The following is a 24,743-nucleotide window of genomic DNA, read 5'->3' as shown; positions in this document are numbered from 1 at the left end:
CGTCGTTGCGGTGGTCGATTAGTGTGAGCCCACTTGCAGCGGGGACCTGGGAGATGATGATGACTGTTCGGCGGCGCAACACCGCGCGCGTCGTTCTGGGTGCCGCGTTCCTCGGCCTCGCCGCCGGTGGCACCGCGGCCTGCGATTCGGCCGACGACGACCACACGTTCTACTGCGTCGACCAGAACGACACGATCGTCGACGAGGACGACTGTGACGACGACGGCGACGGCCGTGGCGGGTTCTTCTTCTGGGCGCATTCGCCGCGCTACGCCAAGGGTCTCAAGCCCGGCGCGAAGCTGCCCGGCGGCGGCTCGAAGTTCGCCTACAACGACACCACGCAGCGCACCGCGTGGGGCCTGCCGGCGACCGGCCGGGTCAGCAACGGCACGGTGAAGTCCAACGTGGTCGGCAGCGGCGGCGACAGCAGCGGCAGCAAGTCGTCCGGCGGCTGAGGTGCGACGGGTCGCGCATGGTGTGCAGCGGCAGGGCTGGGAGCAGACGAACGCGTCGCTCGGGCTGACCTACAACGCCACTCCCCTGGCCGACGGGCGCGTCCTCTCGTACTGGCGCGAGGGTCCGTTCTACGACTTCGACCTCGACGAGATCCTGGCGCTGGAACAGGCGGCCACCACCCTGCACCGGATGTGCGTCGCCGCCGGTGACCACATCGTCGCCGGCTGCCCGCGGCGGGACCGCACGGTGCGCCGCGAGGCCTACCTCTCCGCGGAGTGCTGGCCGGACACCTGCCGGCTAGCGAAGATCGGCGTTCCGGAGTACGCGCACGAGCAGGTGATCCGCACCTGGTTCGACGGTGACAAGGACGCCTGGACGCACGCGGACAAGGACCTGTTCGGCTCCCACGCGCGACGACCGGAGACCCCGGACTACTCGCCGAGCGTCTACGGGCGGTTCGACCTGTGGTACGCGGGCAAGGGCAGCACGCCGAAGCTGCTCGAGTTCAACGCGCAGACGCCGACCGCGCTGCTGGAGAGCGCGGTGATCCAGTGGTCGTGGCTGGAGCAGACCGGCCAGACCCACCACCACGAGCGGCAGTGGAACGCGGTGCACGAGGGGCTCGTCGAGGCGTGGCGGCGCAACATGGCCGAGCTGCGCGCGGCGCGCCCGTGGCTGCCCGAGCGGCCCAAAATCTACTTCGCGTACGAGACGAGCGAGACCTCCGGCGAAGACCGGATGAACGTGGCCTACCTGATGGAGACGGCGACCCAGGCCGGCTTCCCCACCGAGCTCATCGCGATGAGCCAGATCGGCGTCGACCAGGTCGACGGCAGCGTCCGGTTCCAGCAGGGGCAGTTCGAGGTCGGCCCGCAGATCGACGTGATCTTCATCCTCTACCCGTGGGAATGGCTCTGGCACGAGGAGGGCGGCCGGCCGATCTTCCGCAACATGGCCGACCCGACCAAGCGCGGCACCGTCTGGATCGAGCCGCCGTGGACCGCCGCGCTGTGGTCCAACAAGGGCCTGCTGCCGGTGCTCTGGGAGCTGTTCGGCGACAAGCCGGAGGGCGAGCTGCTGCTCCCGGCCTACTTCGAAAAGCCAGAGACGATGACGTCGTACGCGAAGAAGCCGATCTGGTCCCGCGAGGGTGCCAACGTCGAGCTCGTCCGCGACAACGTGCCGCTGGCCGCCAACACCGGTGAGTACGGCCGCGAGGGCTTCGTCTACCAGGAGTTGCGCGAGCTGCCGTCGTTCCCCGGCGCGGAAGGCGACTGCCACCCGGTGCTCGGTGTCTGGATGGTCGACGGCGAGCCGGCGGGCCTGGGCATCCGGGAAGGAGTGGGCGTCGACGGGCTGATCACCCGCAACGACGCCCACTTCGTCCCGCACACTATCGGCTCACACCTGTAGCGAGATGATCCCGTAGTCGTAGCCCTTGCGGCGGTACACGACGCTCGGCTGGCCGCTTTCCTTGTCGTTGAAGAGATAGAAGTCGTGCCCGACGAGCTCCATCTGGAAGAGCGCGTCGTCGACGGTCATCGGCTCGCCCGGGTGCTCCTTCACCCGTGCGACGTGCCACGGCTGGTCGTCCTGTTCCCCCTGGGTGAGCACCGAGTAGCGGTCGGCCGGGTCTTCGAGGACCGCGGTGCTCGACTGCCGGGCGTTCGGCACGAGTGGTGCCGTGGCCGACGGCAGCGAAGCCGTGTGCTCGGCCACCGAGACGGGCGTGCGACCGCGGTGTACGCGACGGCGGTCGGCGGCCCGGCGCAACCGGCTGTCGAGCCGGGTGATGGCCAGGTCGAGGGCGGCGTAGAAGTCGGACGCGCAAGCCTCGGCGCGGACCACCGGCCCACGGGACGCGCAGGTGATCTCCACGCGTTGGCAGTGGTCGGACTGGCGCGGATTGCGCTCGTGGAATAGTTCGACGTCGACCCGGATCAGCTTCTGGTCGTAGCGTTCGACCTTCGCCAACTTGTCGGCTACATGGATCCGGAAATGCTCGGGCACCTCAACGTTTCGGCCCTTGACGACGATGTCCACGCGTTACCTCCCACAACGATCTGTGCTGATGCGGTGGTGATGAAATGGCCGGCAACGCCGCGCGTCATGACCCTGGGCGTCGACCGACCGACGGTGCGCCTCCTTTCGGATGCGGGTCCCCCTCGGGGCTTGGACCACAGTCCTACCCCGGTGAACTTCACGCTAACGCCGCTCGGCGTCCCAGTCACCCCCTGTCAACCCGGGGGTTCGGAGAAGTTTCGCCCAGTGGGCGCGATCGGGTGAAAACGGATCTACTGAGGGTGACGTTTGCGTGTCGCTGCGATAAGAGCGGCGGCATCGACGGGAATCTCGGCCCGGGTCAGCAACGTCGTCAACGCGGCGAGCGTGGCGCCGGTCGTGACGATGTCGTCGACGACGACCACCACGCGCCCGGCCGCGGCGGTTCGGGTGCGCTTGGTCGGCCGGAGCCGGAAGGCTGCCGCTGCGGCAATTGCCCGCTGCGCACTGTCGAGGTGGGTGGCGTCCGGTTTCGGCAACGCGCGCACCGGTCGCGCCACGATCGTCGGCCAACCGGCCCGGCGCAACGTCTTCGCGGCGCGGTCGGCGAGCCGGCGGAGGTGGTCGCCGTGCCGCTCCCGGACCGCGGCGGCCGTCGACGGCACCGGCACCAGCAGGACCGGGCGGCGGGTGCCACCGGCCGCGGTGGCGACGGACTCGGCGAGCAGCGCACCCAGCGGGGCCGCCAGCGACACCCGGCCGCGCTCCTTGTAGGCGAGCAGCGTCTCCCGCAGTGGGCCCGCGTACTCCCCGGTCGCGACACAGGGCGGCAGGCCGGGCGGCGCGGGGTCCGGGCGCACCACCCGCGGGCGCAGCGCGGCCAGGGCGACGGCGCAGTCGGCGCACGTTCCCTGGCGCAGCGGCACGTGCGCGGCGCGGCAGCCCGCGCACTCGGCCGGCAGCACCAGGTCGGCGAGCGCGGCGAGGACCACGTCAGTAGACGAAGAAGGGTGCGATCGGCTGAGGGTCGCCACCGGGGCCCGGCGACGGGCTCGCCGGCGCGCCGACCACCATCGAACGTTCGATCTGCGTCGACGAGCCGGCGGCCAGCCAGGCGAGGTTCTGGGCCTGGTAGAGCATCGTGGTGGAGCGGTCGAGCACCCGGATCTCCGGGTACGCGGCGATCATGCTGATCGCACCCTCCGCGTCGTAGATCCGCGGGGTGCGGCGCGCGCCGTCGACGCTGACGTCGACGATCGACATGCGGTCGGCGCCGTCCTTGCCGCCCACGGACACGGCGGTCTCGCCACTCCAGGCGACGGCTGTCACGGATTCGAGCTGCGGGTCGAGCAGCCGCGCGTCACCGAAGACCAGCTCGCCGTCCTGCATGACCGAGACCGGCACGACGTAGAGCTTTCCGTTGGCGATGACCGCGATCCGCTGGCCGTCGAGTGCGGCCGCCACCGCGGTGACATCCTTGAGGCCCTTGATGGGGGCCGGGTCCGCCTTGTGGTCAGGGCCGAAACGGTAAAGCCCCTTCTCGGTGGGCACCAGCCCGGTCCGGGACCGTGGCAGCCACACGGGCGCGGCCGTCGGCTTGACTCCGGGCACGAGGGTCAGCGCCTCGACGGGGCTGCCGCCGACGCCCGAACCCAGCCGCAGCTCGGGGCCGACCGTAACGACCGCGGCGTCCATCCCGCCGGAGGTCCGGTTGAAGGCGGCCCATTGCACGTCCTTGTTGACCGCGTCGGTCAGCGGTACGGGTGCCGGCGTGCCGGCCGGCAAGCCGAGCGCCCCGATCTTGTGGTCGAGCACGGCGTACGCGTGCGCCTCGGGAGCGATCGGGTACGGCGTGCGGTCGATCAGCTCCCGGACGCTGTCGTACTTCCCCTTGAGCTGGCCGTTGATCTTGAGCTGCAACGATTGGGTGCCGAGCTCGCTCACCGTCCAGGCCACCTGCCGCGCGAGGTAGTCGCCGCCGGAGTCGTTGCTGACGGCCGTCGGCGACCAGTTCATCGTGAGCTGACCGTTGACGATGGGCGCGTTGATCAGCAGCTTGCTGTCCTTCGGCAGCCCCACGGCCACGCCGGCGAGCCAGGGCGACGGACCGCCCTCGATCATCGCCAGCAGCTCGGTCGGCACCCGGGACAGCGGCACCTCGCTGGGCAGCCAGCGCAGGTCGGGCACCAACGCCGTGCGGTCGGTGTTCCAGAAGTAGACCGTCTGCTCGGTGTAGTAGCTCTTGAGCGCCTCGACGTCGAGCAGCACCTCGCTCGGCGCCTTGACGACCCGCCAGCCACCGCCGCTGCCGGACTCGGCCCTGATCTGCAGGTCGTACCCGGTGGCGGTCGAGGTCGGCGCGAGGATCACACCCGCCGAGTTGAGGATGCCGATCTGGTCGACGGCGACGTGGACGTGGACGTTGTCGTCCGCGACCGTGATCTCGCCGACCCGGACGACCGTGACCTCGTCCTTGAGCGAGAAGTTGCGGGTGGCGTCGCCGGCCACGTAGTCCTGGAGGCGCTGGCTGGTGGGGCCGCCCGGGTCGAACTCGCCCGCCGCGGCGGCCAGGAAGTTGCGGACGAACTCCTTGGGGGTGCTCGCCTCCGTCCGTTTCGCCGGCTGCGGGATGGTGGGCTGCTGGTCGGAGCCGGCCCGCGGGCCGGCCTGGTCGACCTGGACGTCGGTGTGGTCGGGTATCCCGCAGCCGGCCACCAGCCCGGCGGCGAGGCCGGCCGCGACGACCAACGCGCCGATCCTGCGGCGACTCACGGTGCCACCTCCGCCGGGGCCTGGGTGATCGCACGGGGTTGCGGCGGCGGCGTCACCGCGGGCACGTCGGCGTCTTCGGGCACCAGCCGCACCGGCGAGGCGGTGAGCCGGTCGCCGGCCCGCACCGGGAGGGTCAACCGGAACTGGGCGCCCTGGCCCGGGGCACCCCAGGCCTCCAGCCAACCGCCGTGCAGGCGCGCGTCTTCGAGGCTGATCGACAAGCCGAGGCCCGTGCCGCCGGTCTGCCGCGCCCGGGACGGGTCGGCCCGCCAGAACCGGTTGAAGACCAGCTTCTCCTCGCCGGGCTTGAGCCCGAGGCCGTGGTCGCGGACCGCGACCGCCGCCGCGACGCCGTCGGACACCAGGCGCACCACGACCGGCCGACCCTCGGCGTGCTCGACCGCGTTGCCGACCAGGTTGCGCAGGATCCGCTCGACCCGGCGCGGGTCGGCCTCGACGATCACCGGGCTGGCCGGCACCTCGACCCGGAGCTCGACCCCGCACCGTTCGGCCAGCGCGCGCAGGGGCTCGACGCCGCGGTGCACGAGCGGCACCAGGTCGGTGGGCTCGGCGTCGAGCATGGCGAAGCCGGCGTCGTAGCGGCTGATCTCCAGCAGGTCGGTGAGCAGGCTCTCGAACCGGTCGAGCTCGGTCTGCAGGATCTCGGCGGTGCGCGACACGTCGGCCGGGAACCGCTCGCGCTCGGCGAAGATCAGGTCGGCCGCCATCCGGACGGTGGTCAGCGGCGTGCGCAGCTCGTGCGAGACGTCGGAGGTGAACCGGCGCTGCAGGCGGGACATGTCTTCGAGCCGGACGATCTGGCGCTGCAGGTTGGCGGCCATCTGGTTGAACGAGGCGGCGAGCAGGGCCAGGTCGTCTTCGCCGGAGACGACCATCCGTTGGTCGAGCAGGCCGGCGGAGAGCCGCTGCGCCGTGCGGGCGGCCACCCGGACGGGCCGGACGACCAGCCGCGTAACGAGCGCCGAGAGCAGGCCGAGCAGCAGCACCAGAGTGGCGCCGGTGGCCAGCACCGTCGCGTTGATCTGGGTCGCCGCCGAGTCCTGGGTGGTGAGCGGCTCGATGTAGTAGAGCTCGACCTGCCCGAACTTGGTGCTGACGGGCGTGCCCTTGACCAGGTATTTCACCTGCCCGGCGCCGAGGTTGCCGGACCGGATGGCGGTCGCCCGGCCACCGTCGCGGACCACCCGGGTGATGTCGCCGCCGAGCACGCCGGAGATGTCGCCCGGGCGGGACTGCACGGCGGTGATCTCGTTGACGTTGTCGGCCCGGACGACCACCAGACCCGAGCTCGGGTCCTGCGAGTCACCGCCGGCGAGGTTCGACACGATGTCCTGGAGGGTGCCCCGCACGTTGGGCTCGAAGGGCTTGCCGAAGACGATGAGCTGCTCGCTGGCGAAGGCCTGGCCGCTGTCGAGCTGGGCGTCGACGCTCTGCTTGGCCCGGTCGAGCAGGATCGTCGAGCTGCGGTAGGCCACGACGTAGGCGAACACGGCGACCAGCAGGCTGGAGACCACCAGGGTCAGGGTGACCACCCGGACCTGGAGCGAGCGGCGCCAGGTGTGCTCGATCGTGACCAGGAAGAGCGTCACCTGCCGGACGACGAGACCCCAAAGAGCCCGGGCACGGGCCCGGGCCGTTCGGGAGATCTCGAGGAGTGACGCTCTGCTCACAGCGGAACCAACGTTATCCGGTGCCAGCCTTGTAGCCGACACCACGGACGGTGAGGATGATCTCCGGCCGCTCGGGGTCGGGCTCGATCTTGGCGCGTAGTCGCTGCACGTGCACGTTGACCAGGCGGGTGTCGGCCGCGTGCCGGTAGCCCCAGACCTGCTCCAGCAGCACCTCGCGGGTGAACACCTGCCGCGGCTTGCGGGCCAGCGCGACCAGCAGGTCGAACTCGAGCGGGGTCAGCTTGACCTCTTCGTTGTCCCTGGTCACCGTGTGTGCCGGCACGTCGATGGTGATCTGGTTGCCGGGCGGGCCGATGGTCAACATCTCGGGCGCCGCGTCTTCGCCCCGGCGCAGCCGGGCGCGCATCCGCGCCACGAGCTCCTTGGGCTTGAACGGCTTGACCACGTAGTCGTCGGCGCCGGACTCGAGCCCGAGGACCACGTCGACGGTGTCGCTCTTGGCGGTCAGCATGACGATCGGGACGCCCGACTCGGACCGGATCGACCGGGCCACGTCGATGCCGCTCATGCCCGGAAGCATCAGATCGAGCAGCACGATGTCGGGCCGGTTGTCACGGAACGCGGACAGGGCACGCTCGCCGTCGGCCACGAACGAGGGCAGGAACCCCTCACTGCGCAGCACGATGCCGAGCATCTCCGCCAACGCGGGATCGTCGTCCACCACCAGAACCCGGGCTCTCATGGCACCAATATTCCATCTGCGTTCATCGCGGTGTGACCGGCCGGCCGGGGGAATATCCGCGCTGACCCGGTGACCTGTCCCCACAATTCGGTCGTTGAGCGCTGATCCGGGCCACCGGGTACGCAATATCCCGCACTCCGGTCCTCGGGCGTGATGTGCGCCATGCCACGATGACCGCTATCCCACGCAGCCTCCCGGAGCCCACCCTGGAAACGTCCGCCATCCCCCGGCGCCCGCTCACGATGGGCGAGCTGCTCGATGCCGCCCTCCTGGTGCTGCGCGGGCATGCGGCCGCGCTGCTGCCGCTGGCGGCGGTCCTGGCGGTGGGTGAGCAGTGGCTGCTGGGTCCCCTGCGCGCCTGGGTCGGCCTCGACATGCTCGATCCGTTCCGGTCCGTCGACCGCAACTTCGGCCCGCTCTGGACGACGCTCTGCGTCGGCGCCGGCTGCGAGGCAGTGATCATCGCGCTGGTCGCCGCACCGGCGGCCCGCGCGGCCGGCGCCCTGCTGCTGGGCCGACCGCTGGACAACCGGGCGGTGCTCGACCCGCGCGGCCTGCGCCCGTTCGCCACCCTCTTCCTAGCGCTGTTCGCCGGCGTGACCGTCGCGACCCTGTCGTTCGCCGGGCCGGCGTGGGCGGTCGGCTTCGGGTTCTGCATGCTGGCCGTGCCGGTGCTGGTGACCGACCGGGTCAACCCGCTCCGGGCGATCGGGCGGGGCATCGTGCTGGCCGGCCGCTCCGGCGCCCGCGGCGTGTGGGTGCTGCTGCTCGCGTACCTCAGCTGGTGGTTCATCCGGATGCTGGTCGGCATGGCCGGCGGCAGCTTCCTCGCCAGGCTCGTGCCCCTGTCGCCCGAGGCGCTCGGGGTGCTGCTCACCGCCATGCGGGTGGCCGTCAACACGCTGGCCTACGCCGCCCTCGCCTGCGTGGCCGCCACCCTGCACCTGGAGACCCGGTTCCGCACCGAGGGGCTCGACATCGCGCTCAGCCGTGGCCACGGCCCCGCCGAGGCGCCGCTGGCGGTGCGCCGATGACCGGCTTCGCCCGCTGGTGGACCGAGACGGCGGCCGCGCTCAGCGACGTCCTCGGGCTCGGCTGGATCCTGCTGATCCTGCTGGCCCTCGCGGCGGCGGTCGCCCTGCTCTGGACCCACTGGTCGCGCCTGCGCGTGCCCCGGCTGCGGCTGCGGTTCCGCCGCCGCCGACGCCGGCCCGCCGCCGAGCCCGAGAAAAACGTCGACCCGGTGCTGGACGAGGCCGAGCCGGACGCCCTGCCCGACCTGCCGGCGGCGACGTTCCTGTCCCGAGCCGACCGGTTCGCCGCGCAGGGCCAGTGGGCCGAGGCGGTCCGCGAACGGCTCCGGGCGGTGGTCCGGCTGCTGGTCGACCGCCGGGTGATCGACCACCATCCAGGGTGGACGGTCACCGAGCTCGCCTCCGCCGCCGGCCGGAACGCGCCGGCCACCGACGAGCCGCTCACCGCGGCCGGCACGATCTTCTCCGACATCTGGTACGGCGAGAAGCCGGCCACGGAAGACGACGACACCTCCATGAAGCGGCTCGCGTCGGAGGTGGACCGGGCGGTGGCCGGTGGCCGGGTGCCCGCGAGCCGGCGAGGTGGGTCATGACGACCGGTGGGAGGCGGGCGGCGCTGCGCCGCGGGTGGCGGCGCGGGCGGCGCACCCTCATCCCGTTCGGCGTGGTCCTCGTGCTGTTCGTCGCCACGTTGGTCACCCATGCCGTCGACACGCCCGACAGCGGCGACGCCGACTTCCTCTCCCCGGTCAGCGACGCGGCCATCGGCTCGGCCCGGCTGGCCGACGTGCTGCGCGGCCAGGGCGTGACCGTCGTGCGGCACACCGATCCACGCACCGCGCTCACCGACTCCGGCGGCGCGACCCTGTTCGTGCCGGCCGCCGAATACCTCGATCCACAGAGCGTGGGTGCGCTGCGGTCCCTTCCGGCGAGCACCCGGATCGTGCTCGTCGACCCGCCCGCCCGGGCCCTGCGGGGCGCCGGCGTGCCGCTGCTGCGCGGCGACCGCCGCTGGGCGACCGCGCCCGTGTCCTCGGGCGGCTGTGGGATCCCCGGCATCACGGAGGCCGGCGCCTCGGCCGCCCGGCGGCAGTCGTACGTCGTCGAGGAGACCTTCACCGGCGGCTACGACGCGTGCTACGACCGGAGCGTGCTGCGGTTCGGCTATCCGCAGGAGGTCGTGGTGGTCGGCGCGGCCGACCCCTTCCTGAACGGACGCCTCGACGAGCACGCCAACCGCGCCTTCGCCGCCGGCCTGCTGGCGACCCGGCCCAAGCTCGTCTGGCTCGACCTGCACGAGCGGTTCCAGCCGCCGGAGCAGCCGCTGCCGACCTACACGCCCGAAGAGTCCGAGCCGGAGACCTACGAACGGCCGACAACCAATCCGCAGGAGCAATACACCCAGCCTCCCGGCGGCCGCGACGGTCCGCCCGGCGAGGCACGCGGCGGCGACGACGGTGACAGCGCCTCGATCACCGACGCGTTCCCACCGTGGGTCTGGGCGATGCTGGCCACCCTGGGCGCCGCCCTGCTCCTGCTGCTCCTCTGGGCGGGTCGGCGGCTCGGTCCCGCGGTCACCGAACCGTTGCCGGTCGAGGTCCGCTCCGGCGAGACCGTGCTCGGCCGCGGCCGGCTCTACCAGCGGGCCAGGGCCCGCGGCCCGGCCGCCGAGGTGCTCCGCCAGGCCGCGCTCAGGCGGATCGAGCCGGCCCTCGGCCTCGACGACGAGCACGGGCCGGCCGACGTGGTCGCCGCCGTCGCCCAGCGCACCGGCCGCGACCCGGCGCAGGTCGACGGGCTGCTCTACGGCCCCGCGCCGGAGCACGACCACGAGTTGCTCGACCTGGCGCGGGGTTTGCACACCGTGGCCGACGAGGTCGGCGGCGTCGTACCCGCGGGGCCGTCCCGCGACACCCCGCCCGGCAGCGCCGGGCCCGACCAAGGAGAACCACGGTGACCCTCGCCGCCGGACCGACCGCCGACACCGATCCACGGGTGGCCCTGCACCGGCTGCGCGCCGAGGTCGCCAAGGCGGTGGTCGGGCAGGACGCGATCGTCACGGGCTTGTTGATCGGTCTGCTCTGTCGCGGCCACGTGCTGCTGGAGGGCGTACCCGGGGTGGCCAAGACCCTGTTGGTGCGCTCGTTCGCGGCCGCGCTCGACCTCGACATGAAGCGGCTCCAGTTCACCCCCGACCTGATGCCCGGCGACGTGACCGGCTCGCTGGTCTACGACCCGCACGGCGCCGCGTTCACCTTCCGGCAGGGTCCGGTGTTCACCAACCTGCTGCTGGCCGACGAGATCAACCGGACGCCGCCGAAGACCCAGTCGGCGCTGCTGGAGGTCATGGAGGAGCGCCAGGTGTCGGTCGAGGGCGTGTCCCGGCCGCTGCCCGAGCCGTTCCTGGTGATCGCCACCCAGAACCCGGTGGAATACGAGGGCACCTACCCGCTGCCCGAGGCTCAGCTCGACCGCTTCCTGTTCAAGCTCGCCGTCCCGCTGCCCACCCGCGACGAGGAGCTGGGCGTGCTGCGCGCGCACAACCAGGGCTTCAACCCGCGCGACCTGTCCGCCGCCGGGATCCGGCCCGTGGCCACCGCGGCCGACCTGGCCGCCGGGCGCGAGGCGGTCGGCCGGGTCGGCGTCGTCGACATGGTGCTCGGCTACGTCGTCGACCTGTGCCGGGCCACCCGGGTCTCCCCCTCACTGGAGCTGGGCGCGTCGCCGCGCGGTGCCACCGCGCTGCTCGCCGCGGCCAAGGCGTGGGCGTGGATCTCCGGGCGCGAATACGTGACGCCCGACGACGTCAAGGCCGTCACCCGGTCGACGCTGCGGCACCGGGTGCGGCTGCGCCCCGAGGCCGAGCTCGAGGGCGTGACCGTCGACCAGATCCTCGACGCGGTGCTCGGCACCGTGCCGACCCCGCGCTGACCATGGTCACCTGGCGGACCGCCCTGCTGCTCGGCCTGGCCGCGCTCACCATGCCACTGTGGTCGGCGCCCTGGTGGGCCGCGGCGATCGCCGGCTGCGCCGTCCTGGCACTGTCCGCTGTGGACTTCGCGTTCGCGGCGGCGCTGCGGGACCTGTCGCTGGCCCGCGAGGGTGACTCGGCGGTCCGGCTCGGGCAGTCCGCCACCGTGCGGCTGCGGGTACGCAACAGCGGCACGCGTACGCTGCGCGCCGACATCCGCGACGCCTGGGTGCCGTCGGCCGGCGCGGTGACGCCGCGCGGACGCGTCGAGGTCCCGCCGAACACCAGCGTGACGCTGGCCGCCGAGCTGACCCCGACCCGCCGCGGCGACCGGCCCGCGCTCGGGGTCACGGTGCGCTCGCACGGCCCGCTGGGCCTCGCGTTCCGGCAACGCGCCGAACACCCGGCGACCCCGCCCTGGCGCGTACGGGTGTTGCCGCGCTTCCAGTCCCGCGTGCTGCTGCCGGAGAAGACCGCGCGGCTGCGGGTGCTCGACGGCAGCATCGTCACCCGCGGCCGGGGCCAGGGCACCGAGTTCGACGCGCTGCGGGAATACGTGATCGGCGACGACGTCCGGTCGATCGACTGGCGGGCCAGCGCCCGGCGGTCCGACGTGATGGTCCGCACCTGGCGGCCGGAGCGCGACCGCCGGGTGGTGTGCGTGCTCGACACCGGCCGCACCTCGGCCGTCCGGATCGGCGACGAGCCCCGGCTGGACGCGGCGATGGACGCGGCCCTGCTGCTGGCCACCCTCGCGGCCCGGGCCGGCGACCAGGTCGACCTGCTGGCCGTCGACACCGCGGTGCGCGCGTCGGTCTCCGGCGCCGGTCGCCAGGTGCTGCTGGCCAAGCTGGTCAACGCGCTCGCGCCGTTGCAACCGGCGCTGGTCGAGACCGACTTCGAGCTCGTCGTCGGCGAGGTGCTGCGGCGGGAACGCAAGCGCGCGCTGATCGTGCTGTTCACCGCGCTGGAGCCGGGCGCGCTGGGCGAGGGCCTGCTGCCGGTGCTGCCGAGACTGGTCGCCCGGCACAAGGTCGTCGTCGCGGCCACGCACGACCCGGTGCTGCGCGACCTGACCATCCGCGAGCCGGCGACCGCCGCCGACGTCTACGCGGCCGCGGCCGGCCACCGGGCACTGTCCGAACGCGACCGCGTCGCGGCGGCCCTGCGGCGCGGCGGTGTCGAGGTGGTCGACGCCCCGGCGACGGAGTTCGCGGGCGCGGTCGCCGACGCCTACCTCACCTTGAAGGCGCTGGCCCGGCTCTAGAACGGTCGCGGCTGGTGGGCCGTGACCGGCCAGGCGAGTGGGGGCGTGTCGTCGGAGTACGGCAAGGCGGGCCGAACCATCACCGGCGGCGGCGTCATTGCTTTGGGCACCAGGTCCGGCCAGATCGCCGCGCTTACCGCGCGGGCGCGGGCGAGCCGCAGCCGGGCCCGCCGGTGCCGCTCGGCGATCACGGCGGCCAGGTAGGCCCAGCCCGGCACGTCCGGCGGGGGCGGCGGCGTGGTCACCGCCGCGATCTCGGCGGCCAGGGTGCGGCCGAGCTCGGTGCGGGCGGGCTCGCGCAGCTCGCGTCCGCGGGCCAGGAAGTGCCGCACGGCCAACGCCAGCTCGTCGGAGACACCGGTGAGGTCGAGGGTCAGCGCCCACTCGGCCAGCCGCGGCGGCATGCCGGGCACCCAGCCCCAGCCCGCCGGCGTGCGCTCGTGGATCACCATGGTGCCGGCGACCAGGTCGCCGAGGCGTTTGCCGCGCGGGTTGCCGAGCATCGTCGCCAGCGCCGCGACCCAGGTGACCGGCGGCAGCAGCACCCCGGGCCACTCGGTGGCGATGCCGACCAGGCTGCGCGTCAGCGCGTGCCGGAGCCGCACCGGACCGCCGTCGTCGCGGACCACCCGCAGGCCCAGCGCGGCCTTGCCGGCCGTCCGGCCACGAAAGACCGTCTCGCAGGTGACGGGGTAGCCGACCAGCACCAGCACGGTGCCGACCACCGTGATGCCCGAGATGGTGGCGCTGTCGAACTGCGTCGGAATCGACGACAGGACCATCCAGACGACCAGGTACAGCACCAGGCCCAGGGCACCGATGACCAGTAGGTCGATGAGCAGGGCGGTGACGCGGGAACCGGCCCGGGCGGCGCGCACCTCGAGCTCCACGGCCTCGCCGGTGACGACCCGGTCGGACGAGAGAGGTTGCGCGGTCACCCGCACAGTGAACACTATGAGCGCGTGGATCTCGACGCCTACGTGGCTGAGCACGACGCGCAATGGCACCGGCTGGAGCATCTCTCCGGGAAACGCCGGCTGTCCGCCGTCGAGGTCGACGAGCTCGTGACGCTCTACCAGCGCACGGCGACGCATTTGTCGGTCGTGCGCAGCCGTACCCCCGACCCGGCTCTGATCGCCCGCCTGTCCCGACTCGTGCTGGCCGGCCGGGCGGCGATCTCGCCCGGGCGCCGGACGCGCCTCGCCGACGTCGGCCGGTTCTTCACGGTCGGGTTCCCGCTCGCCGCGTACCGCGCCTGGCCGTGGTGGTGTGCGGTCGCCACGCTGTTCACCGCGCTGACCTTCTTCCTGATCTTCTACACCGCCGGTCATCCCGAGGTCGCCAGCGCGCTGATCGGTGACGAGGCCGCCCGGCGGCTGGCCGACACGGAGTTCGCGGCGTACTACTCCGAGTACTCGCCGCAGACGTTCGCGTTCTCCCTGTGGACGCACAACGCCTGGCTCTCGGTGCAGTGCCTGGCCGCGGGCGTGCTGATCCTGCCGGTCCTCTGGCTGTTGTGGAACAACGCGCTCAACATCGGGCTCAGCGGCGGCGTGATGGTCCAGTACGGCGAGGCGGAGCAGTTCTTCAGCCTGATCACGCCGCACGGCCTGCTGGAGCTGACGGGCGTCTACGTGGCGGCCGGCGTGGGCCTGCGGATCGCCGGCGCCTGGATCCGCCCGCCCAAGCACCTGACCCGCACCCGTTCGGTGGCCGCCGCCGGCCGCGAGGGCCTGCTGGTCGCGGTCGGCCTCGTCTTCCTGTTCGCGGTGTCCGGCGTGATCGAAGCGTTCGTCACGCCGTCGTCGATGCCGCCGGCGCTGAAAATCGTCATCGGCGCGCTCGCCTGGCTGGGCTTCATCGGCTACGTGATGCTCTTCGGGTCGGCGGCGGCACACGCCGCCAAGACGGAACGCATCGCGACACAAGACATCGAAAGATCAAAATTGCTAATCGACTCGGGTCCGTCGGCGGCACGACCGTCGCTCCCGCCAGAGTACGGGCCGGTCCCTGGCGGGCCCGTCCCTGCGGCGTCCGCGGTCGCAAGTTCGACTAGCTGAAGAGCTCGCGGCCCCAGTAGTCGCCACCGTCTTTCACCCCGGGCGGGCAGGCGAACAGGGCGCTCGACACATGGCGGATGTACTCGTTCATCACGTCGTGCCGGGCGAGGTTGAGCTGGATCGGCACGAACTGCTTGTGCGCGTCCCGCTGGAACGAGATGAAGAACAGGCCCGCATTGAGGCGACCCAGGCCGTCGGAGCCGTCGACGAAGTTGTAGCCCCGACGGAGAATCCGGGCGCCGCTGTTCTGGCTGTGGTGGGCCAGCTTCACGTGCGCGACGTCGGCGATCGCCGGCTCGCCTTCCGGGCCCTTGATGGTGAAGTCGAGCTCGTCGAACTCGTTCTGGTGGCCCAGCGGCGCGCCGCTGCCCTTGGCCCGGCCGACGATCTCCTCCTGCTCGCCGAGCGACGTGCGGTCCCAGGTCTCGATGGTCATCCGGATCTTCCGGGCCACGAGGTAGGAACCGCCGTCCATCCAGGACGCTCCGTCGGCCGCGCGGGCCCACAGGTGCTCGTCGAGCAGCGCGGTGTCCTCGGCCTTGAGGTTGGCCGTGCCGTCCTTGAAGCCGAACAGGTTGCGCGGGGTGACCTGGTCACGCGAGGTCGACGAGGTGCGGCCGAAGCCGAGCTGCGACCAGCGCACGCTCACCACGCCCATGCCGATGCGGGCAAGGTTGCGGATCGCGTGCACCGCCACCTGCGGGTCGTTGGCGCACGCCTGCACGCACAGGTCGCCGCCGGAGATCTCGGGCTGGAGCGCGTCGGCGGGGAACTTCGGCAGCTCCTCCAGCGCCGCCGGCCGCTTGGCGGCGATGCCGAAGCGGTCCACGCCGGACGCGTCGCGGAACAGCGTCGGGCCGAAGCCGATGGTCAGCGTCAGGCCGGCCGGCGGCAGGTCGAGCGCCTCGCCGGTGTCGTCCGGCGGCGCCTCCGGTATCCCGTTGACCGCACCGATCGTGCCGGCGTCCTGGCCTTGGGTCATCCGGGCGGCCGCGGCCGTCCAGTCCTGGAGCATCGACACCAGCCGGTCACGGTCCTTGGTGACCACGTCGAAGGCGACGAAGTGCAGCCGGTCCTGGGCCGGCGTGACGATGCCGGCCTGGTGGTCGCCGTGGAACGGGACGGCACCACTGGCCGCCGACACCGGAACCGTGGGCTCCGAGTCAGCGGCCAGCACGGCCGTCGCGCCGGCGGCAGCACCCGCGATGCCGGCCACGCCGACACCCGCGATCGTCATCGCCTTACGACGCGTGATTCCCATCTGTCTTAACCCGCCACCACCGCGGCGACCTTGCTGATCGGCTCGGCCAACGCGTTGATCGCGTCGGAGAGGGCCTTCAGGTCGTCCTGCGAGAGCTCGTTGTGGAACTTCCAGCCATCGCCGTTGCGGTGCTTCGACAGCGCGCTGTCGACGTTGGCGAACTCGGTGTCGAGCTGCTTGACCAGGTCGGCGTTGCGCTGCTCCAGCGCCGGGCGAAGCGCGGAGATGGCCGCCTTCGAGCCTTCGACGTTGGCGTTGAAGTCCCACAGGTCGGTGTGCGAGTAGCGGTCCTCCTCGCCCGTGATCTTGCCCGTGGCCACCTCGTCGAGGAGCTCCTTGGCGCCGTTGGCGAGCTGGAGCGGCGAGAGCTTCTCGGCGTTGGCCTTGGCGACGATCTCCTTGACGTTGACCATCAGCTCGTCGGCCATCGGACCGGACTTCGAGATGTCGCCGGTCTTCCACAGGTCTCGCTCGATCGCGTGGAAGCCGGTGAACTTCATGCCCTCCTCGACGACCTCTTCCCGGCCGTCGATCTTCGGGTCGAGGTCACCGAAGATCTCGGCGACGGGCTCGATCCGCTCCCAGTAGGTGCGGGCGACCGGGAACAGCGTCTTGGCCTTGGCGACGTCACCGGCCTTGACCGCGTCGACGAACTCCTGGGTCTTGGTCAGCAGGGCGTCGGTCTGGCTCTTCACGTAGCGCGAGTAGCTGTCGGTCGCGTCCTTGAGGGCGGCGTCCTCGGTGAGCGGGGCGGCGGAGCCGTTGACCTTCAGCGGGCCACGGATGCCCTTGCCGATCATGCCCGGCTTGCAGGCCGTCTCGTACGTGCCGGCGGGCAGCTCGACGTGCAGGTCCCGGCTCAGGCCCGGCACGATGTTCTCGACCTCGCCCATCACCCGGTCGCCGGCGGCGTACACGTAGAACTCGGTGACCTTGGCGCCCTTGTTCGTGATCTTGAACTGCACCGTGCCCGCGTCGACGTCGGTGACGCCGACCTCGCAGCCGGTGTCGCTGGCGTTGACGGCGATCGGGCCACCCTTGTCCGCGGCGGCGTCGGCGCCCTTGTCGTCACTGCCGGAGCAGGCGGCCAGGCCACCCGCCAACAGGGCGACCGCGACGGTCGCCAGGTATCTGCTGCGCATTCGGGGACTCCTGATCAGGCCTGCGGCGTGGTCGCCGAGGTGGGGGTTTCGGTCTTTGTCTCTGCGTCTGTGTCTGTCTTTGTCTTTGCCGCGGCGGCCGGCTTGGCTACGCGTTTCGCCGGCTTGAGGAAGATCGCGAGAACCGGGATGCCGTACGCGACCCAGGCGATCGTCTCCAGCACGGTGGGCGCCGGGGTGATGTTGAACATTCCGGCGAGCAGGCTGCCGTACCAGGAGCCCGGGTCGAGGGTGCCGCTGATGTCGAACGCCAGCGTGTTGAGCCCGGGCAGGACGCCGGACTCCTGGAAGTCGTGCACCGCGTACTTGAGGATGCCGGCGGCCACCAGGATCAGCAGCGCGCCGGTCCAGGTGAAGAACTTGCCGAGGTTGATCCGCACGGCCGTGCCGTACAGCAGGATGCCGATGACGATCGCCGTCGCGACGCCGCCGATCAACGCGTAGAGCGGGCCGCCGTCGGTCTCCACGCCCTGCACCGCGGAGTAGAAGATCAGGGCGGTCTCCAGCCCCTCGCGCACGACGGCGAGGAACGCCATCACCGCGACCGCGATGGACCCGACGGCGAGCGCGTCGGTCATCTTCGTGCGCAGCTCACCGGCGATCGACCGGGCGGCCTTGCGCATCCAGAAGATCATCCAGGTGACGAAGACGACCGCGGCGAGCGAGGTGATCGCCTCGAACAGCTCGCGGTCCTTGTAGTCGGCGAGGAGTGTGGTGGTCGTGTAGGTGAGCATCCAGCCGAACAGGACCGAGAGCGCGACCGCGAGCGCGACACCCACCCAGACCTGGATGAGCCGGTCCTTCCGCTGAGACTTGACCAGGAAGGCGACCAGAATGCTGACCACGAGGGTGGCTTCCAGTCCTTCGCGCAGGCCGATCAGGTAGGTCGCGAACATGTCAGCGGACTCCGGTCACGCTCGGTGATAGGCACGCCTAAGTAAGGGCAGCCATACCTTCTCTCCGCCTTGATGAGAAAGTCAAGCCGGCTGTTGAACAGGTAACGTCCCGCCCGTGAAGGCCTTCATCCCGTGGCTGACCGTGCTGGCGTTGGTCATCGCCCTCAACGCCCTGCGGCTGCGACCGTTGGCGACGGCGCTCGCGGTGGGGTGGCTGGTCTATTGCGTGTGGACCTGGGTGCGACCGAAACGCCCGGAACGCCGCCCCGATTAGAGGGGTTCGGCCAGGTTCCAGCCCTTGCCGAGGAGGCTTTCGCATGCGTCGTACGCCTTCGCCAGTCGCTCTTCCAACGACCCGGTCAGCTCGACGACGGGGACCGGGGCGCCGGCCAGCTCTTGCCGGAACCGGCCGGTCATCCACTCTCGAACGTGCTCACCGTCACGCATTCCGTCCTGCTCGAACGGCACCCGTTCGTGGTCGGTCAACAAGTAGAGGTCGGGCCAGCGCGCGGCGGCTCGCACCTTTTCCGATGATTTGCCGAGATAGCGCTCTTCCCAGATCGCGGTGGCCCGGGCGTCGGTGTCGCAGATCAGCAGTGGGCCGCCGGCCTTGGCCATCTCGTCTGCGGCGGCTTCCTGGCGGTTCGCGACCTCGACGAAGTCGGCCTCGTCCCAGGTGACGTCGTAGATGGTCGCGGCCGGGCCGAGTGCGGCGAGCTTGCGTGCGGTGAGCTCTCTGCCGTACTCGGGGACCCATTGGGTGTCGAACTGTTCAGCCAATGCCTTGGCGACCGTAGTGGTGCCGGTCGACTCGGCGCCGACCACGACGACACGGCGGACGAACCAGGCGCGCACCTGCGGTCGCAGCGCGTCCCAGTGTGCGGCTGGATCGGCGCGGACGGCGGTGCCAGAGACGGGATGTGTCTCGCGGCCGGGATCGAACGGCACATGGGCAGCGCCGAACCGTCGTGCCAGCTCCGGACCGTAGGCCTCGGAGGTGAAGACGGCGTCGACCCGGGCGTCGCCGACGGCTTCGCGAAACACCGCACAGTGGGCGTCCCAGACAGCCGGGTCGTCGTAGTCGATCGGATGGTCGTCATACCGGCCGACGAACCGGACGTGCGGCGTGGCCTCGTGCGCCTCCTGGAGCCACCGAACCCGCAGGTCGAGCGGAATCGACTCACGCCGCGAGGGCGCGACCACCACGGTCACGGCGACACACCGCGCGGCCGCGTAGTCGATCAGCGCATGGTGACCGGCATGCGGCGGATAGAACTTGCCGACGATCAGGCCGTGCCGGTGGCTCGGGGCGGGTTGGCGGGTCATGCCGTCACCAGGGTTGGGCGGCGGGCCGCTCGCCACTGTTGGAGGCCGAAGACGCAGAGGGTTAGGAAGATCAGGTATAGGGCGGCGGTCAGGTAGAGGCCCTTGTAGGCGTACAGCGGGATGTAGATGAGGTCCGCGGTGATCCACAGCCACCAGCTCTCCCAACGCTTGCGGGTCTGGCCGTAGGTGGCTAGCAGCGACAGTGCGGTGGTGACGGCGTCCGGGAACGGCACGGTCGAGTCGGTCGCGCGGTCGAGGAAGAGCCACAGGGCCGCGGTCAGGGCTACGCCGGCCACCGCGAGCGCCAGCCAACCGGCGCGGCTGGTGCTGCTGACCTCCAACCGGGTGCGGTGCTGGCCGCCGTAGAGCCAGGACCACCAGCCGTAGAGACCGAGCACAACGTAGAGGACCTGGAGGGCGGCGTCGGCATAGAGGCCCGAGGTCCAGAAGACCAGCATCAAGAGGGCGACGTTGAGGATGCCAACCGGCCAGTTGCTGATGCGTTGGCGCGCGACCAGCCAGACGTTGAACGCGCCGGTCAGGAAGCCCAGCACTTCGGCCCACGACGTCGGTGTGCCGCCAAGGGTGAACGCGGCATCCGTGAGCATGTGCGATTCCTAGATAGACGATGGCCCTCCGCCGGTTCCCCGGCGAAGGGCCATCGTCCTTGATTTTGATCAATTGCGGTAGGGCCAAGACCCGCGGACCTGGCAGGGCGAGGGCCCGCTCTTGGCCCTCGCCCGGTCCCCGGCGGGAGCAACGGTCGCGCCCCCGACGAACCCGGGACCAGATCCCGCTCTTGAAGATTTAGTACCGGTAGTGGTCGGGCTTGTAGGGGCCCTCGACGGCGATGCCGAGGTAGCCCGCCTGCTCCTTGGTGAGCTCGGTGAGGTGGACGCCGAGGGCGTCGAGGTGGAGGCGCGCGACCTTCTCGTCGAGGTGCTTCGGCAGGGTGTAGACGCCGATCGGGTACTCCTCGAGCTTCGTGAACAGCTCGATCTGCGCGATCGTCTGGTTGCTGAAGCTGTTGGACATCACGAAGCTCGGGTGGCCGGTCGCGTTGCCCAGGTTAAGCAGGCGGCCTTCCGACAGCACGATGACCGAGTGGCCGTCGGCGAAGCGCCACTCGTCGACCTGCGGCTTGATGTTGATCCGCTCGGTGTCGGCGCGCTTGGCCAGGCCGGCCATGTCGATCTCGTTGTCGAAGTGCCCGATGTTGCCGACGATCGCCTGGTGCTTCATCCGCGCCATGTGCTCGTTGGTGATCACGTTGAAGCAGCCGGTCGCGGTCACGAAGATGTCGGCGGTCTCGACGACGTCCTCGAGGGTCGCGACCTGGTAGCCGTCCATCGCCGCCTGGAGCGCGCAGATCGGGTCGATCTCGGTGACGATGACCCGGGCGCCCTGGCCGCGGAGGCTCTCGGCGCAGCCCTTGCCGACGTCGCCGTAGCCGGCCACGACCGCGACCTTGCCGCCGATCAGCACGTCGGTGGCGCGGTTGATGCCGTCGATCAGCGAGTGGCGGCAGCCGTACTTGTTGTCGAACTTCGACTTGGTGACCGAGTCGTTGACGTTGATCGCCGGGAAGAGCAGGCTGCCGGTCTGCTGCATCTCGTAGAGGCGGTGCACGCCGGTGGTGGTCTCCTCGGTGACGCCCTTGATGCCGGCGGCGATCCGGGTCCAGCGGCGGTTGTCCTCCTGGATCGACCGGTTCAGGACGCCGAGGATGACGGCGTACTCCTCCGAGTCGGCGGTGTCTTGACTTGGCACGGCGCCCAGGCCCTCGAACTCGGCGCCCTTGTGTACGAGCAGCGTCGCGTCACCGCCGTCGTCGAGGATCATGTTCGGGCCGCCGTCGGCGTCCGGCCAGAGGAGCACCTGCTCGGTGCACCACCAGTACTCCTCGAGGGTCTCGCCCTTCCACGCGTAGACCGGGACACCGGCCGGGGCCTCCGGGGTGCCGTCGGGGCCGACGACGATCGCGGCGGCGGCGTGGTCCTGGGTCGAGAAGATGTTGCAGGAGGCCCAGCGGACCTGCGCGCCGAGCGCGGTCAGGGTCTCGATGAGCACCGCGGTCTGGATGGTCATGTGCAGCGACCCGGTGATGCGGGCGCCCTTCAGCGGCTGGGTCGCGGCGAACTCGCGCCGGAGCGACATCAGGCCGGGCATCTCGTGCTCGGCGAGCTGGATCTCCTTGCGGCCGAAGGCGGCCAGGGACAGGTCGGCCACCTTGAAATCGCCTTCGGCGAGGGTGCGCGGACGGTCCCCGGTCGACGCGCCGTGCGCCGGAAGGGTGCTGGTCATGAAGGCTCCTAGTCGGTCGCGTCGATGCCTGTTATCGCGACCATCGAGCTTACGCGGGGGGTACGTGTGAAGCAGCGTTACCCCGGCTGGCCCTCTTGCTACGCGGGCTGTTTCGGCCAAGCCGGCGGCCCCCGTCCGCACATAGCGCACGGGGCGGTGGGTGGTCTGCGGACTAAACCGCTCGACCCCACACCGCCCCGTGCATCCCCCCGGTTTGGTTCCCCCGCGCGTGACTCGGACCTTCGTCGCGATAACGCTGCGTGGTTATAGAGTCACACCACGCGATCGCCTCTGTCAAGAGAATCCGGATATTTCCTGATCTGTGCTGCCGCCTGGCTGCCGCTCGCTGCTCGCGGGCGGTCGTCTTGGTCGTGGTGGCCGCGCGGGGCGTTCTTCAGGTCGTGTCCGGGTTCAGTCGCCCAGCGAGGCGACATAGACCTCACCGGCCCCGGCGATCATGAGCGGGCCGGCGCCGGCGGGGCCTACGGCGGCTTTGCCGGGAGTGAGGGAGACCACGCCCGTAGCATCCCCGATGGTGATCTCCCCGGCGGTGCACAGGGCCAGAATCGGGCCGTTCAGGGTGAGCTGAGTCGGCGTGGTGACCCGGTGGAGCGCGAAGTCGTCGACCGGTACGGGCCAGGTGTGTAGTCCCGGCGCCATTTCGACTGGTTTGACCACTGGGTCGTCGAGTACCTCGAAGCGGAGTACCTGGAGAAGCTCGCCCACGTCGACCCGCTTGGGGGTCAGGCCGCCGCGGAGGACGTTGTCGCTGGCGGCCATGATCTCGACCCCGGAGCCGCTGAGGTACGAGTGCAGGTTGCCGGCGGGCATCCAGACCGCGTCGCCGGGGGTCAGGCGGACGTGGTTGAGCAGGAGGGCGACGAGGACGCCGGGGTCGCTCGGGTAGTGCTCTGCGAGGCGCCGCACCAACGCGAGATCATCCGCGAATGGGTCGGCGTCTTGGTCGGAGGCTGTGCCCGTGGTGATCAGTTTGATCAGGTCGGTGCGGTTGCCCGGCCAGGTCAGGAGGAGTTCCACGGCGTCGGCGAGTTCGCCTCGGCGCAGGTGGTCGACGATCGGGGCGAGGGCCTTGCCGCCGAGCGCCTCCAGGGCGTCCGCGGAACGGCGCGGGTCGCGAAAGCCGCACAGGGCGTCGAACGGCTCGATCGCGACGAGAAGTTCCGGCTTGTGATTGGCGTCGACGTAGTTCGGGTCGCCGGCGGTGAACCGTTCGGCGGCGCGTTCCAGGTCGGGGTGGGCCTGCAGCGACAGCGGGGCCTCAGCGGCCAGAAGCTTGAGCAGGAACGGCAGGCGCGGGCCGAAGCGCGCCACCGTGTCGGCGCCGAGCCAGCCGGTCGGTGCCGCCCCGATCGCGTCGGCCAGGCTCACCGGGCCGTCCTCACCGTCCAATGTCGATGGTGCGGCCGGGTGCGCGCCGACCCAGAGCTCGGCCTCCGGGCCCGCGCTGGGCGTGGCGCGCCCCTGTAGTCGGGCGAGCACCGTGCGCGAACCCCACGCGTAATCACGGATGGGGCTGTCGAGTAGTTCCACAGTGACCGGTCCCTGGGGTAGGCGCTGTCGCGCGAATCGTGTACCTGCTCGGCGTCCGGACCGCCTCGCGGAGCCGTCCCGGACGCTACGCGGGGCATCCGGCCGATCATCGCTTGCGGCGGGTGCCTGGTCGACCCCGAGCGGGTGCCACGGTGACCCGTACGACAACCGTGCGGGTCATTCGCGGCTTCCGCGCCCGACAGACCGCGCCACCCGGGCCGTGACGCCCGGATGTCCGTCATGTCGGCTCACGGTTGCCGTTGCTCGGCCAAACGGTGTCTCGTGGCTCAGAGTGGCGCCACCGTGAGGTCCTATTGGCTGATGATGCCTTCGGCGGTTTCGGCGGCGGCGCCGTTGCCGGCCGCGGCGGCCCGGGTGCTGTAGATGTCGGGTTCCAGGTAGATCACCCGGGCGATCGGAACCGCCTCGCGCACTCGTGCCTCGGCCGCGTTGATCGCTCGTGCGACCTCGTCCGCGTGGGCGTCGGGCGTCACCGCGATCTTCGCGGCTACCAGCAGCTCTTCGGGACCCAGGTGCATGGTCTTCATGTGGATGATCCGGTCGATGCCGTCGCCGACCAGCGATTGCTCGATCGCCCGGATGTTCTCCGGGCTGGCACCCTCGCCCAGCAGCAGGCTCTTGGTCTCGATCGCGAGGATGATCGCGATCACCACCAGCAGCACGCCGATCATGGCGGTGCCGAGCGCATCCCATTTGCCGTTGCCGGTGGCCAGGGTCATCGAGACGCCGAAGAGCGCGAAGACCAGACCGAGCAGCGCGCCCGCGTCTTCGAGGAGCACGACCGGTAGCTCCGGCGCCTTCGCCCGGCGGACGAACGCCACCCAGCTCGCCCTGCCGCGCAGCGGGTTGGACTCGTGGATCGCGGTGCGCAACGAGAACGACTCGAGCCCCATCGCCACGACCAGCACGGCGATGGGAACCCACTGCCACTCGGTGATGCCGTGCGGGTCCTCGTACTTGTGCCAGGCCTCGTAGAGCGCGAACAGGCCACCGGCGCTGAACAGGATGATCGAGACGATGAACGCGTAGACGTAGCGCTCACGTCCGTACCCGAAAGGGTGTTGCGGTGTCGCTTTCCGGGTGGCCCGCCGCCCACCGAGCAGCAGCAGGAGTTGGTTGCCCGAGTCGGCGCACGAGTGGATCGCTTCCGCGAGCATCGACGACGAGCCGGTGAGTATGAACGCCAGGAACTTCGTGACCGCGATGCCCAGGTTGGCGGCGAGCGCCGCGATGATCGCACGCGTGCCGCCGCCGGCACTCATGTCACGC

At 71.0% G+C, this 24,743-nt stretch carries 22 protein-coding genes and 2 pseudogenes; 9 read left to right on the top strand and 15 right to left on the bottom strand.

Annotated features, from left to right (window positions below):
• Positions 1-59 precede the first annotated feature (59 nt).
• Both CHC05_RS05665 and CHC05_RS05660 read left to right on the top strand, forming a co-directional pair.
• Positions 60-455 (top strand): hypothetical protein, encoded by a 396-nt coding sequence (locus tag CHC05_RS05665; protein ID WP_089245398.1) that lies wholly within the window; start codon positions 60-62, stop codon positions 453-455.
• Position 456: 1 nt separating this feature from the next.
• Entirely contained in the window at positions 457-1,869 is a 1,413-nt protein-coding gene (locus CHC05_RS05660) for a glutathionylspermidine synthase family protein (protein WP_089245396.1), read from the top strand.
• On the opposite strand, the pseudogene CHC05_RS43375 reads toward CHC05_RS05660, so the two are convergent.
• The 6 genes and pseudogenes from CHC05_RS43375 to mtrA form a co-directional block, all read right to left on the bottom strand.
• Positions 1,858-2,055: pseudogene (locus CHC05_RS43375) on the bottom strand (sigma 54 modulation/S30EA ribosomal C-terminal domain-containing protein); the annotation flags it as partial. The gene CHC05_RS05660 and the pseudogene CHC05_RS43375 sit on opposite strands and share 12 nt — an antisense overlap.
• Positions 2,056-2,148: 93 nt before the next feature.
• Positions 2,149-2,499, bottom strand: a pseudogene (hpf, locus tag CHC05_RS43370) (ribosome hibernation-promoting factor, HPF/YfiA family); the annotation flags it as partial.
• A gap of 251 nt (positions 2,500-2,750) precedes the next feature.
• Positions 2,751-3,449 carry a phosphoribosyltransferase gene (locus CHC05_RS05650; RefSeq protein ID WP_089245392.1) on the bottom strand — a complete coding sequence of 233 codons (699 nt, stop codon included), beginning with the start codon at positions 3,447-3,449 and terminating at the stop codon, positions 2,751-2,753.
• 1 nt (position 3,450) lies between these two features.
• The gene (locus CHC05_RS05645) at positions 3,451-5,229 is read right to left on the bottom strand and encodes an LpqB family beta-propeller domain-containing protein (RefSeq protein WP_089245390.1); all 1,779 of its coding nucleotides are present in this window, start codon (positions 5,227-5,229) and stop codon (positions 3,451-3,453) included.
• Positions 5,226-6,920 carry an MtrAB system histidine kinase MtrB gene (mtrB, locus tag CHC05_RS05640; protein ID WP_179266062.1) on the bottom strand — a complete coding sequence of 565 codons (1,695 nt, stop codon included), beginning with the start codon at positions 6,918-6,920 and terminating at the stop codon, positions 5,226-5,228. The genes CHC05_RS05645 and mtrB overlap by 4 nt, the downstream gene beginning before the upstream one ends.
• Before the next feature lie 13 nt (positions 6,921-6,933).
• Positions 6,934-7,623: an MtrAB system response regulator MtrA gene (gene mtrA / locus CHC05_RS05635; RefSeq protein ID WP_089245388.1), complete on the bottom strand. Its 690-nt coding sequence runs from the start codon at positions 7,621-7,623 to the stop codon at positions 6,934-6,936.
• 170 nt (positions 7,624-7,793) lie between these two features.
• Between mtrA and CHC05_RS05630 the strand changes: the two genes are divergently transcribed.
• From CHC05_RS05630 to CHC05_RS05610, 5 genes are read left to right on the top strand one after another with little or no spacing between them, the layout of a single operon-like run.
• Complete coding sequence (locus CHC05_RS05630) at positions 7,794-8,657, top strand: hypothetical protein (RefSeq protein WP_089245386.1); 864 nt, start codon at positions 7,794-7,796, stop codon at positions 8,655-8,657.
• A complete protein-coding gene (locus tag CHC05_RS05625) occupies positions 8,654-9,250 on the top strand; it encodes a DUF4129 domain-containing protein (protein ID WP_089245384.1) in 597 nt (198 codons plus the stop codon). Before CHC05_RS05630 ends, CHC05_RS05625 begins: the two co-directional genes overlap by 4 nt.
• Complete coding sequence (locus tag CHC05_RS05620) at positions 9,247-10,614, top strand: DUF4350 domain-containing protein (protein WP_089245382.1); 1,368 nt, start codon at positions 9,247-9,249, stop codon at positions 10,612-10,614. Before CHC05_RS05625 ends, CHC05_RS05620 begins: the two co-directional genes overlap by 4 nt.
• On the top strand, positions 10,611-11,588 hold the full coding sequence (locus CHC05_RS05615; RefSeq protein WP_089245380.1) for an AAA family ATPase: 978 nt from the start codon (positions 10,611-10,613) through the stop codon (positions 11,586-11,588). The genes CHC05_RS05620 and CHC05_RS05615 overlap by 4 nt, the downstream gene beginning before the upstream one ends.
• Positions 11,589-11,590: 2 nt before the next feature.
• The gene (locus CHC05_RS05610; RefSeq protein ID WP_089245378.1) at positions 11,591-12,895 is read left to right on the top strand and encodes a DUF58 domain-containing protein; all 1,305 of its coding nucleotides are present in this window, start codon (positions 11,591-11,593) and stop codon (positions 12,893-12,895) included.
• Here CHC05_RS05610 and CHC05_RS05605 read toward each other — a convergent pair.
• Positions 12,892-13,833, bottom strand: coding sequence for an RDD family protein (locus CHC05_RS05605; protein ID WP_179266061.1), 942 nt, complete (start codon positions 13,831-13,833; stop codon positions 12,892-12,894). The two genes, CHC05_RS05610 and CHC05_RS05605, sit on opposite strands and share 4 nt — an antisense overlap.
• A gap of 24 nt (positions 13,834-13,857) precedes the next feature.
• On the opposite strand from CHC05_RS05605, the gene CHC05_RS05600 reads away from it, so the two are divergent.
• Positions 13,858-14,955, top strand: a complete 1,098-nt coding sequence (locus tag CHC05_RS05600; RefSeq protein WP_089246126.1) for a stage II sporulation protein M — start codon at positions 13,858-13,860, stop codon at positions 14,953-14,955.
• On the opposite strand, the gene efeB is transcribed toward CHC05_RS05600, so the two are convergent.
• From efeB to efeU, 3 genes are read right to left on the bottom strand one after another with little or no spacing between them, the layout of a single operon-like run.
• Complete coding sequence (efeB, locus tag CHC05_RS05595) at positions 14,948-16,216, bottom strand: iron uptake transporter deferrochelatase/peroxidase subunit (protein ID WP_089245374.1); 1,269 nt, start codon at positions 16,214-16,216, stop codon at positions 14,948-14,950. The two genes, CHC05_RS05600 and efeB, sit on opposite strands and share 8 nt — an antisense overlap.
• A gap of 5 nt (positions 16,217-16,221) precedes the next feature.
• Positions 16,222-17,358 (bottom strand): iron uptake system protein EfeO, encoded by a 1,137-nt coding sequence (gene efeO, locus CHC05_RS05590; RefSeq protein ID WP_089245372.1) that lies wholly within the window; start codon positions 17,356-17,358, stop codon positions 16,222-16,224.
• A 14-nt stretch (positions 17,359-17,372) separates the two neighbouring features.
• Positions 17,373-18,272, bottom strand: a complete 900-nt coding sequence (gene efeU / locus CHC05_RS05585) for an iron uptake transporter permease EfeU (protein WP_089245370.1) — start codon at positions 18,270-18,272, stop codon at positions 17,373-17,375.
• A gap of 115 nt (positions 18,273-18,387) precedes the next feature.
• On the opposite strand from efeU, the gene CHC05_RS41300 reads away from it, so the two are divergent.
• A complete protein-coding gene (locus tag CHC05_RS41300) occupies positions 18,388-18,546 on the top strand; it encodes a hypothetical protein (protein ID WP_179266060.1) in 159 nt (52 codons plus the stop codon).
• Here CHC05_RS41300 and CHC05_RS05580 read toward each other — a convergent pair.
• The 5 genes from CHC05_RS05580 to CHC05_RS05560 form a co-directional block, all read right to left on the bottom strand.
• Positions 18,543-19,598 (bottom strand): AAA family ATPase, encoded by a 1,056-nt coding sequence (locus tag CHC05_RS05580; protein ID WP_089245368.1) that lies wholly within the window; start codon positions 19,596-19,598, stop codon positions 18,543-18,545. The two genes, CHC05_RS41300 and CHC05_RS05580, sit on opposite strands and share 4 nt — an antisense overlap.
• Positions 19,595-20,206, bottom strand: coding sequence for a nicotinamide riboside transporter PnuC (gene pnuC / locus CHC05_RS05575; protein WP_089245366.1), 612 nt, complete (start codon positions 20,204-20,206; stop codon positions 19,595-19,597). Before pnuC ends, CHC05_RS05580 begins: the two co-directional genes overlap by 4 nt.
• 199 nt (positions 20,207-20,405) lie before the next feature.
• Entirely contained in the window at positions 20,406-21,902 is a 1,497-nt protein-coding gene (ahcY, locus tag CHC05_RS05570; RefSeq protein WP_089245364.1) for an adenosylhomocysteinase, read from the bottom strand.
• Positions 21,903-22,313: 411 nt separating this feature from the next.
• The gene (gene manA / locus CHC05_RS05565; RefSeq protein ID WP_089245362.1) at positions 22,314-23,453 is read right to left on the bottom strand and encodes a mannose-6-phosphate isomerase, class I; all 1,140 of its coding nucleotides are present in this window, start codon (positions 23,451-23,453) and stop codon (positions 22,314-22,316) included.
• A 311-nt stretch (positions 23,454-23,764) separates the two neighbouring features.
• Complete coding sequence (locus CHC05_RS05560; RefSeq protein ID WP_089245360.1) at positions 23,765-24,736, bottom strand: cation diffusion facilitator family transporter; 972 nt, start codon at positions 24,734-24,736, stop codon at positions 23,765-23,767.
• Positions 24,737-24,743: the final 7 nt, after the last annotated feature.

The sequence above is a fragment of the Asanoa hainanensis genome (genome assembly GCF_900188485.1).
Lineage (GTDB): Bacteria > Actinomycetota > Actinomycetes > Mycobacteriales > Micromonosporaceae > Asanoa > Asanoa hainanensis.
The sequence above is the reverse complement of the archived record's forward strand: the minus strand, read 5'-3'. Positions and strand labels throughout refer to the sequence as shown.